Source organism: Synergistaceae bacterium (genome assembly GCA_017540085.1).
Taxonomy (GTDB): domain Bacteria; phylum Synergistota; class Synergistia; order Synergistales; family Aminobacteriaceae; genus JAFUXM01.
Window position 1 is genome coordinate 46,411 of record JAFYBQ010000016.1, and the last position, 9,808, is coordinate 56,218.

General features: G+C 50.3%; 11 protein-coding genes and 1 tRNA gene. 10 read left to right on the forward strand and 2 right to left on the reverse strand.

Annotated features, from left to right (window positions below; translation table 11 throughout):
* Nucleotide 1: 1 nt before the first annotated feature.
* Nucleotides 2-87 (forward strand) — tRNA-Leu (locus IKQ95_03210).
* A 26-nt stretch (nucleotides 88-113) separates the two neighbouring features.
* Nucleotides 114-380 (forward strand): 30S ribosomal protein S20, encoded by a 267-nt coding sequence (locus tag IKQ95_03215; protein MBR4195703.1) that lies wholly within the window; start codon nucleotides 114-116, stop codon nucleotides 378-380.
* 45 nt (nucleotides 381-425) lie between these two features.
* Here IKQ95_03215 and IKQ95_03220 read toward each other — a convergent pair whose 3' ends face one another.
* Nucleotides 426-779, reverse strand: a complete 354-nt coding sequence (locus tag IKQ95_03220; protein MBR4195704.1) for a helix-turn-helix transcriptional regulator — start codon at nucleotides 777-779, stop codon at nucleotides 426-428.
* A gap of 121 nt (nucleotides 780-900) precedes the next feature.
* Between IKQ95_03220 and IKQ95_03225 the strand changes: the two genes are divergently transcribed.
* The gene (locus IKQ95_03225) at nucleotides 901-1,923 is read left to right on the forward strand and encodes an NADH:flavin oxidoreductase (GenBank protein MBR4195705.1); all 1,023 of its coding nucleotides are present in this window, start codon (nucleotides 901-903) and stop codon (nucleotides 1,921-1,923) included.
* Nucleotides 1,920-2,780: a DUF1749 domain-containing protein gene (locus tag IKQ95_03230; GenBank protein ID MBR4195706.1), complete on the forward strand. Its 861-nt coding sequence runs from the start codon at nucleotides 1,920-1,922 to the stop codon at nucleotides 2,778-2,780. Before IKQ95_03225 ends, IKQ95_03230 begins: the two co-directional genes overlap by 4 nt.
* A gap of 58 nt (nucleotides 2,781-2,838) precedes the next feature.
* Here the strand turns inward: IKQ95_03230 and IKQ95_03235 are convergent, their stop codons facing one another.
* A complete protein-coding gene (locus IKQ95_03235; protein MBR4195707.1) occupies nucleotides 2,839-4,311 on the reverse strand; it encodes a sodium/proline symporter in 1,473 nt (490 codons plus the stop codon).
* Between the two features lie 487 nt (nucleotides 4,312-4,798).
* On the opposite strand from IKQ95_03235, the gene IKQ95_03240 reads away from it, so the two are divergent.
* The 6 genes from IKQ95_03240 to IKQ95_03265 all read left to right on the forward strand — a co-directional run bounded on the left by IKQ95_03240 (nucleotide 4,799) and on the right by IKQ95_03265 (nucleotide 9,694).
* On the forward strand, nucleotides 4,799-5,080 hold the full coding sequence (locus IKQ95_03240; GenBank protein ID MBR4195708.1) for a helix-turn-helix transcriptional regulator: 282 nt from the start codon (nucleotides 4,799-4,801) through the stop codon (nucleotides 5,078-5,080).
* A 115-nt stretch (nucleotides 5,081-5,195) separates the two neighbouring features.
* A complete protein-coding gene (locus IKQ95_03245; protein ID MBR4195709.1) occupies nucleotides 5,196-5,744 on the forward strand; it encodes a hypothetical protein in 549 nt (182 codons plus the stop codon).
* A gap of 108 nt (nucleotides 5,745-5,852) precedes the next feature.
* Nucleotides 5,853-6,467, forward strand: a complete 615-nt coding sequence (locus tag IKQ95_03250) for a hypothetical protein (GenBank protein MBR4195710.1) — start codon at nucleotides 5,853-5,855, stop codon at nucleotides 6,465-6,467.
* Complete coding sequence (locus IKQ95_03255; protein ID MBR4195711.1) at nucleotides 6,468-7,724, forward strand: L-rhamnose isomerase; 1,257 nt, start codon at nucleotides 6,468-6,470, stop codon at nucleotides 7,722-7,724.
* Between the two features lie 6 nt (nucleotides 7,725-7,730).
* The gene (gene rhaD / locus IKQ95_03260; protein ID MBR4195712.1) at nucleotides 7,731-8,543 is read left to right on the forward strand and encodes a rhamnulose-1-phosphate aldolase; all 813 of its coding nucleotides are present in this window, start codon (nucleotides 7,731-7,733) and stop codon (nucleotides 8,541-8,543) included.
* A gap of 278 nt (nucleotides 8,544-8,821) precedes the next feature.
* Nucleotides 8,822-9,694 carry an iron-containing alcohol dehydrogenase gene (locus tag IKQ95_03265; GenBank protein ID MBR4195713.1) on the forward strand — a complete coding sequence of 291 codons (873 nt, stop codon included), beginning with the start codon at nucleotides 8,822-8,824 and terminating at the stop codon, nucleotides 9,692-9,694.
* Nucleotides 9,695-9,808 lie beyond the last annotated feature (114 nt).

Below are 9,808 nucleotides of genomic sequence, written 5' to 3' on the forward strand. Positions count from 1 at the left end.
AGCCGGAGTGGCGGAATGGTAGACGCAGCGGACTCAAAATCCGCCGGGGGCAACTCTGTGGGAGTTCGAGTCTCCCCTCCGGCACCATCACAAAAACATTCAGGGGAGATATTATGCCGAACAAGAAATCCGCAGAAAGGCGCGTAAGAATTTCCGAGCGCAACAGACTGTATAATAAGTACTGGACATCAAGATGCAAGACCGCCGTAAAACGTGTGCTTGAGGCCGTAGAATCAGGCGACAAAGAGTCAGCCGCAAAGACATTCGACACTGCACAGAGCGTAATAGACAAAGCAGTCGTGAAGGGCGTAATGCACCGAAACACAGCCGCAAGACGCAAAGCACTCATGTCGCGCCGAATGAAGGCAATGAACGCATAACTCACTCACGAAATCACAAAAGCCCCCCGGAGAAATTCCGAGGGGTTATTTTTGTCCCGTCATCTGTTCCTCCGCCCATTGATAGATAGACTCAAGCGCGGGAATCAATGACCTTCCCCGGTCTGAAAGGCTGTATTCCACTGTCGGCGGAATCGTCTCGTACTGCTTACGGCAAATCAGCCCGTCCGCTTCAAGCTCACGCAGGCATTTCGTCAGCATTGTCGCAGTTATCCCGACTACTTTCCGTTCAAGCTCCTTGTAGCGCAGTGTCTGATTGTCCGCGTCAGAGATGTACCACAGGATCGGCAGCTTCCATTTCTGTCCGATTATCCTCATCGCGTAAAGTATAGGGCATTCCGTCCCGTAAATATTCTCATCAGCAGGAAGATTCATATCCATTCAGCAACACTCCCAATGCTACAGATTTCAATACCGGCAAAGAAAATTCTTCATACTTCATAAATTTTTGCGGGTAATTATAATGTCGCGCTGAAAATTTCACAAACAGGAGTCAATCTCAATGGGCAGAAAAATTTTTGAGGCGGTAAATCTTCACAACCTCACAATGAAAAACAGACTCATACGTTCGGCGACATGGGAAGGAATTGCGGCGTTTGACGGCTCAATAACGGATGAGGCTTACGGGATTTACAGTGAGCTTTCGCGGGGCGGAGTCGGTGCGGTCATTGTCGGGTTCACGGATGTTTCGCAGGATGACTATTACATTCACGGCGCAATGAGACTCTCACGGGACGAGCTTATACTGCAGTACAGGAAACTCACCGACATAATACACGCTGAGGGCTGCCCGGTGATAATACAGCTTGCTTTAGGGGCATTTTACCGAAAACTTCCGAACGGACTCACACAGCAGGCAGAGCCGGACAATATGACAGAGGACGAAATACAGCAGGTCATCGGAATGTTCATTCAGTCAGCAAAAAGAGCAGAGGCAGCAAATTTTGACGGAGTACAGATTCACGCGGCGCATTTCTTTTTCCTCAGCCGATTCATTAGTCCGAGAGTCAATCATAGGAGCGACATTTACGGCGGGGACAATGTGAAACGTTCGCGCATTCTCATGGAAATTTTGAGCGGGATAAAATCAGAGTGTCCGAATCTGCATGTTACAGTCAAAATAAACTCAAGCGACTTCATACGGGGTGGCCTCACTGAATCCGACAGCCTCGAAATTTGCGGACTTCTTGCGGACAACGGCATAGACTCTATTGAGGTCAGCGGCAACGGAACTTCAGCAGAAGGAATCAGAGCGGGAGTCAATGAGGCGTACTTTCTCGACTTTGCGGCCAGACTCGCGGAGAATGTCAATGTTCCTGTTATACTTGTCGGAGGACTCAGAAGCCTTCAGACTATGCAGACGATTTTAGACACGACAAAAATTGAGCTGCTCTCACTCTCACGGCCTCTGCTGAGAGAGCCTGACCTGCCCGAAAAATTCCGCTCCGGGGAAAGCTCCGAGTCCCTGTGCGTTTCCTGCAATGCCTGCTACAGCTCACACGCTCACAGGTGCGTATACAGATGAGCGCGTACCGTCTTGAAGTTCCGACTGAACGGGGGAGCGTCCTGAACGGGGTACTGTTCCGAAATGATGACGTGAAAGCCAACACCGTTATGATTGCGATTACTGGTATACACGGCAACTTCTATTCTAATCCGTTCTATTACGATTTCGGGGAGACTCTTAACGCCGCGGGGATTGATTTCATTTACGCGCAGACTAATGACGCATTCAACCGCATAGAGACATTCAACGCAAAAACACATCAGCCCGAAATTATCGGCTCATTCAACGAGAGATTCTCATACACGGACGAGGACATAGACGCATATTTGAATCTCGCGCATGATGAAGGCTACGGGAAAATTATTCTTGCGGGTCATTCGTTAGGAGCGAACAAGGTCATATATTATCTCTCACGCCATCACGACACGGAAAAAGTATCACGATTCCTTCTGCTTAGTCCGGCGAATATTGAGTGGCTGACGAATGATGTTACGGAGCGTGAAAAAAATATTGTGCGGGAAATGCACGAGACCGGGCGCGGAGGGGACATGCTTCCGTTTCAGCTAATGGGATGGGTTCCCTGCATTGCTGACACGGCTTTTGACTGGCTGTTTTCTGACACGCTGAATAATGTACATGTTGAGCCGGAAAAAGATTTCTCGCAGGTTTCGCGAATCACTCACGCGGGAGGGCTGTTGATTGGGACATTTGACCGCTTCACTTACGGAGACCCCGCCGGCTTCCTCACGAACATAAATAATCATATGCCGTCAGCAAAAGACAACAGGCTGATATTCATTGAGGGCACCGGGCATACGTACCAGCGAAAAGAGAAGGAGACAGCAGAGAGGATACTAGAATTTCTGAAGGGGTAACAAAAAAAGCCTCCCCCGAAAAAAGGAGAGGCAATTTTTTCCCCTTTTTCCCCGATGACTATTCCGCAGACTTTTTCACAGCACTGTCAAAGAGGGACTCAACATCTGCTGACGGTTTCGGAGTGATTAGCGCGACAATTACCGCAACAATTAATCCCGCGAAAAATCCCGGTATTATCTCGTAGACTCCAGTGTCGGCCATGTACGTAAGCCAGGCAATGTCTACTACAGCTCCCGTGAAAATTCCGCAGGCAGCTCCCGCAAACGTGAAACGCTTCCAGTAAAGACTAAGCATTATCGCAGGGCCGAACGCAGCACCGAATACGCCCCAGGCATTTGAGACAAGCGACATTATAGAGCCGGCATTAGGGCTTGAAGCTATCATCAGTGCCGCAACAGCTATCAGCAATACTACAATGCGCCCCGCCCAGAGCATTTCACGGTTTCCGGCCTTGTCCCCGCGAATCACAGGGCGGTATACGTCTGACGCAAACGCAGAGGCCGCCGCCAGTAGCTGACTGTCCGCAGTACTCATCGCCGCCGCAAGAACAGCAGACAGCAATACGCCTGAAATTACCGACGGGAAAATTCGCCGCGTCATCACGACAAACACAAGCGAGTTATTATTCACGGCCTCGTCGAATCCGATAAACATACGCCCGATTACACCGACAAGCCCCGCAAAAATTAGTATTAGCACCGTCCATGTGATTCCGATTTTCGCCGACTTCCGCAATTCTTTTTGTGAATTTATCGACATGAAGCGGATGATGATGTGAGGCATTCCGAAATAGCCCAGCCCCCAGCCGAGTCCTGATACTATGTCCTGCCACGATGAAAATACATTCCAGTAATTAGGCGTGTCAATTTTCGCAGAGGCTCCCGCTTCAAGCATTGCCGCCGCCGCTATGGGTACTATGAACATCGCGCACAAAACTAACATCCCCTGAAAGAAATCCGTCCATGATACCGCGCTGAACCCGCCTAGGAATGTATAGCTGATTACGATTATCGCCGCGAGGTACATTGCTATTGTCGTGTCGAGTCCCGTTACGGTGTTGAAGAGAGTCCCGCACGCCTTTATGCTTGAGGCCGCGTAAATCGTATAGGCCACAAGGAAGACCGCCGCCGAGATTATCTGCAGGGCTTTCGATTCCGACATGAAGCGGTTTGTGAGGTACTGAGGGACGGTTATTGCATCGTTAGCCTCGATTGAGAATGTACGCAGGCGGGGGGCTTCATATATCCAGCTCAGTGAATAGCCAACAGCGAGTCCGACAGCTATCCACACCTGTCCGAGTCCAAGCGCGTATATTGATGTCGGAAGTCCCATGAGAACCCACGCGCTCATGTCTGACGCTCCTGCTGACAGTGCCGCGACCCAAGGGCCCATCTTCCTGTCGCCTAAGAAATATCCCTTCTCTGTCTGGTGCTTGTCCCTGAAGAAAAACCATATCCCTATCGACAGCATGAATACCAAGTAAATTATGAATACGCTGACTTCCTGAATGTTCATTCCCTGAGTGTTCAAATAAACATCTCCAATCGTCAAAAAATTCAATGAAGTATATCATAACTTAAAGTGCCATAAAATTTTTACGGTTTCTGCTATCATCAAAATACCGCGTGGATTCCCCTTGCTTTAGCTATGTGGAGGAAACGAGCTAACTTATTTTACTTTTTCCCTTTTGTTTCTTAAAATACAAATATATTAACAAATGGGCGTTCTGTAACAGGAACGGATAAATACACAACGGTCTTAGAGCCGTTCCGGGCTGGCATGTCGCCCTTGCGATTTCCGCATAAAAATTGCCCAAACATAAGGCGGGGGAGTAAGTCGTAAAAAGTAAGCGGATAGGCTTTAGGGTCTTACCGTATAGAGGCGAGTAAGCACGCCCCAGTGAATAAGGGTATTCTGAAGCGGTAACAAGCGTGTTCAGACATTAGTCCGTGTACCATACTTCGCTGAAAGCCTCCGGCTTTAGCTGTGAGGTGGCTTACGAAAGTTCTGCGCTACATTGAGGGAAATTACAGGAGCGGGACTCTCAACGAGATTGCAGGGGCTTCTCCACTACAACAACACGACACTCTCGCGCCTCATACGCAAAAAGACCGGGCGCAACTTCACCGGGCTTTTGCAGGAAAGGCGGCTATCCCAAGCGGCATGGTTTCTCCTGAACACGGACGAAAGAGTCGATGATATTGCGTACCTTGTCGGCTATGAGAACATGACTCACTTCCACAGAATTTTCACCGAGTGTTACGGGAAGAGTCCCAAGCACTACAGGGACGGCAAATGATGATACTTTTTGCGTGAAAATGCGCTTTGAATTTCCCGGTCTCATGTCGGATAATTAGCACACCCAGAAAAAATTTCACAACATAACAAAATATTACCGCGAGGAGTCATTATCCATGAAATATTATCTCGCTGTTGATATAGGTGCGTCATCAGGCCGTCATTTACTCGGCTGGAATGAAAGCGGGAAAATCCTCACAAAGGAAGTATACCGCTTCCCGAACGGCATGAAGGAGTCCGGCGGCCATCTCACATGGGACATTGAGTCGCTCGTCTCACACGTCAAGCGCGGAATCGATGAGGCCCTCAAAATTTCGCCCGACATCGTGAGCCTCTCTATCGATACATGGGGAGTCGATTACGTTCTCATGAAGGGAGACTCGGAAGTCCTGCCCTGCTACGCTTACCGTGATTTGAGGACGATTGAGCCGATCGAGAAAGTACACAAGCTGATACCGTTTGAGGAATTATATTCGCGGACTGGGATTCAGCTTCAGACGTTCAACACGATATACCAGATCTACGCGGACAAACTTGCGGGAAGGCTTGAGGGTGTTACGGATTTCCTTCTTATGCCTGAGTACCTGCTGTACAAATTGTGCGGGGTAAAGTCCCACGAGTATACGAACGCTACGACAGGCGGAATGGTAAACGCTCAGACATAGCAATATGACCAGGAAATTATTGCGCGTCTCGGACTCCCGTCAAACCTCTTCAAGTTCCTCCAGAATCCCGGCACAAAACTGGGAGCGTACAAGGGGATTCAGTGTGTATTGTGCGCGACTCATGACACAGCCAGCGCGGTCGAGGGAATCCCTATGGAGGGCAGCGAGATTTATATCTCTTCAGGAACGTGGAGCCTCCTAGGTGTAAAGATGCCTCACGCCGTAACATCAATGCATAGTATGTCGTCAAATTTCACGAACGAGGGCGGAGTCGGCTATATCCGTTATCTGCGTAACATCATGGGAATGTGGCTCGTGAACCGCCTGCGGGATGAGCTTTGCCCGGAAAAAGATTTCGGCGAAATAGTCCGGGAGGCTGAAGCGGATTCGTTTGATGAGACTGTAGACGCTAACGACAATATGTTTCTGTCCCCTGACAGCATGAAGGACGCTTTTGACTCTAATCTCAGGCACAAGCCCGCGAATGTTGCAGGCTACTTCAGGTGCGCTTACCGCTCGTTAGCCAACACTTACCGGGACACGGTGAACGAACTCGAAAACATCACAGGCAGGAAATATCACAGTATATACATTGTCGGGGGCGGGGCGAAAAATTCATACCTCAACCGCTTAACCGAAATCGCAACAGGAAAGAAAGTTATTGCCCTTCCGATAGAGGCTACATCACTGGGCAATCTCAAAATACAAATGGAGGCGGTATAGTTGAGCTATTCAGAAGCAAAGAAAAAATATTCAGCTCTCGGCGTTGACACGGACGCGGCAATCTCAAAGCTGAAGTCCGTACCTGTCTCGTTACACTGCTGGCAGGGCGATGACGTACGCGGATTCGACACAGACCCAAGCAAGCCCCTCACAGGCGGTATACAGACAACGGGAAATTATCCCGGGCGCGCAAGGACTCCTGACGAATTAATGTCAGATCTTGACGAGGTAATGAGCCTCATACCCGGTACGCCGAAAATGAATCTTCACGCAAGCTACGCGATTTTTGACGGCTCGGAATGGGCAGACCGCGACAAATTAGAGCCGAAACATTTTGCGAAATGGGCGGCATTCTGCAAGGAGCGCGGACTCGGCTGCGACTTCAACCCTACATTCTTTTCACACCCGAAATGCGACCCTCTAACGCTCTCTTCACCGAATGATGACACTCGAAAATTCTGGATAGATCACGGGAAGGCCAGCATACGAATCAGCGCATATCTTGCGGAGGAACTCGGACAAACCTGCGTCATGAACATTTGGACGGGCGACGGCTTCAAGGACATTCCCGCCGACAGAATCGGCCCGCGCAAAAGATACCGCGAGTCAATCGACGCAATATTCACAGAGCCTTACGACTTCAGCAAAGTGAAACCCTGCGTAGAAAGCAAAGTTTTCGGAATCGGAGTCGAGGCTTACACGGTAGGAAGCGCGGAATTTGCATTGAGTTACGCCGCTCTGAACATGGGCAAATGTATTCCCCTCATGGACAACGGACACTATCACCCGACAGAAGTTGTGAGCGACAAGATTCCCGCTCTTCTTGCGTTCTTCCCGGAGATTGCACTTCATGTTACGCGCCCGGTGAGATGGGACTCAGATCACGTTGTACTGTTCGATGATGAAATGAAAGAGATTGCCCGCGAAATAGTCAGGTGCGGAGGTCTTGAAGGCCGTGTGCATATTGCGCTTGATTACTTTGATGCTTCAATCAACCGTATTGCGGCGTGGACAATGGGCTACAGGAACGCGCAGAAGGCGTTATTGTTCGCACTGTTGCAGCCCGTCGAATCGTTGAAGGCCATGCAGGACAAAGGCGAGTTCAGCAAATTGCTTGTGTGTCAGGAGGAGCTGAAGACTCTACCGTTCGGCGATGTCTGGGATGAATACTGCGGTGTTTGCGGTAAGCCCCTAGACGGCGAATGGTTCCCGAAAGTCGAGAAGTACGAAGCTGACGTACTCAGCAAGAGAGGATAGCCGGCCATGAAGGACATAATGACAGCACCTTTCCTTGTCGAAATGATTCGGACATGCACGAACATGTACAATCACGGCTGGGACGAGCGCAACGGCGGTAATATCTCCCTCATGCTTGACGAGTCAGAAGTCGCAGAATACGGAGATGTGAAGAGAGTCTTACGGACAATCCCGACAGGATTCCGCGCTCCCTCGCTTGAAGGCAAGTACTTTCTTGTTACTGGGACGGGAAAATACTTCAAGAATGTGCAGTATGAACCCGCTGTGAATCTGGGACTCGTGAAAATTGCTGACGGGGGAGAGAATGCGCAATTGTTATGGGGCTTCACTGACGGTGGAAAATTTACGAGCGAATTTCCCGCGCACATGATGAGCCACGCGACACGACTCGCCGTCAACCCCTCGAACAGAGTCATAATGCACTGCCACCCGACAAACCTTCTCGCGATGACCTACGTACACACGCTTGACGAGAAAGCATTTACGCGGACACTCTGGCAGATGTGCACGGAATGTATTGTAGTTTTCCCGGACGGCGTGAACGTTCTGCCGTGGATGCTCTGCGGGACGAACGAAATCGGCGAGGCTACAGCGGAGAAAATGAAGACAGCCCGGCTCGTTGTGTGGGCGCAGCATGGGCTTTACGGAGCGGGTGAAAATCTTGATGAGGCGTTCGGACTCATTGAGACGGCGGAGAAAGGCGCGGAGATTTACATGAAGATAGCGCACCTTCCCCTAGTCAACACTATCACAGATGAGCAAATGCACCTGTTAGAGGGAAGATTCAGCGTAAAAGCCCGTGAAGGGTATTTAGCATAGGGAAATAATCCATCTGTGTCCCTTTCGTCAGCAAGCTAATACCTTCCCTTACGCAGGAGTACGACCCCTCCGACCCCTCCGGCCTACGGCCACCTCCCCTTACGCAGGGGAGGCAAGAAGCTCGGCGAGTCTCTCGTCCCCCCTGGCAAGGGGGGATACAGGGGGGTAGCCCTGGCAAGGGGGGAGGGAGCGCAAGCGGAAGTGGGGTGAACCTGCCAAGGAGGAAACAGAGGGGTAAAGAGAAATAAAGAGTAAATCATTAAGGAGGAATTATTGTAATGGCAAGCCGTATAGTACTTAACAACATATCGTATCACGGAAAAGGCGCAATCGAGAACATTCCCGCAGACCTCAAAGCACGCGGAAAAAAGAAAGTATTTGTCTGCACAGACGCAAGCCTCGTGAAGTTCGGGGTCAGCAAGAAAGTAACAGACCTCCTCGACAAAGCCGGAATAGCCTACGAGGTTTACAGCGACATCAAGCCGAATCCGACAATCGAGAACGTTCAGAACGGAGTCGCGGCCTTCAAGAAAGCACAGGCCGACTCAATCGTCGCAATCGGCGGAGGCTCGGCAATGGACACAGCGAAAGCCGTCGGAATCATCATCAACAATCCCGAATTTGCTGACGTGAGAAGCCTTGAGGGAGTCGCCCCGACAAAAACGCACGCAGTCTTCACAATCGCAGTTCCCACAACAGCAGGTACAGCGGCGGAAGTAACAATCAACTACGTTATTACAGACGTTGAGAAGAAGCGCAAATTTGTCTGTGTCGACACAAACGACATTCCTGAAATCGCAGTTGTTGACCCCGATATGATGTCATCAATGCCCAAAGGACTCACAGCCTCCACAGGTATGGACGCGCTGACTCATGCCATCGAGGGCTATATCACTAAGGGACACTGCGAAATCTCCGACATGTTCCACCTGAAAGCCATTGAGCTTATCTCGCACAGTCTGCGCGGTGCAGTCGCCGGGACTCCTGAAGGCCGCGAGGGTATGGCACTCGGACAGTACATCGCCGGAATGGGATTCTCGAACGTAGGACTCGGAATCGTTCACAGCATGGCGCACGGACTCTCAGCACTTTACGACACACCGCACGGAGTCGCCTGCGCAATCAGGGTCTGTCAAGTAAACTGTGTATGAGATTTTCTATGCCACTTTCGGAAAACGATCCGCGTATCTCACATAGAAGTGGCTTAACGCTTTTGACCAGTTGCTTATCGGCATTGTCCACTTGCGAGACGCATTCGACACCGC

Excerpts from the sequence above, each read along its gene's own strand:
- IKQ95_03215 (MBR4195703.1), top strand. The coding sequence starts at position 114 with ATGCCGAACAAGAAATCCGCAGAAAGGCGCGTAAGAATTTCCGAGCGC.
- IKQ95_03220 (MBR4195704.1), bottom strand. The coding sequence starts at position 779 with ATGGATATGAATCTTCCTGCTGATGAGAATATTTACGGGACGGAATGC.
- IKQ95_03225 (MBR4195705.1), top strand. The coding sequence starts at position 901 with ATGGGCAGAAAAATTTTTGAGGCGGTAAATCTTCACAACCTCACAATG.
- IKQ95_03230 (MBR4195706.1), top strand. The coding sequence starts at position 1,920 with ATGAGCGCGTACCGTCTTGAAGTTCCGACTGAACGGGGGAGCGTCCTG.
- IKQ95_03245 (MBR4195709.1), top strand. The coding sequence starts at position 5,196 with ATGAAATATTATCTCGCTGTTGATATAGGTGCGTCATCAGGCCGTCAT.
- rhaD (MBR4195712.1), top strand. The coding sequence starts at position 7,731 with ATGAAGGACATAATGACAGCACCTTTCCTTGTCGAAATGATTCGGACA.
- IKQ95_03265 (MBR4195713.1), top strand. The coding sequence starts at position 8,822 with ATGGCAAGCCGTATAGTACTTAACAACATATCGTATCACGGAAAAGGC.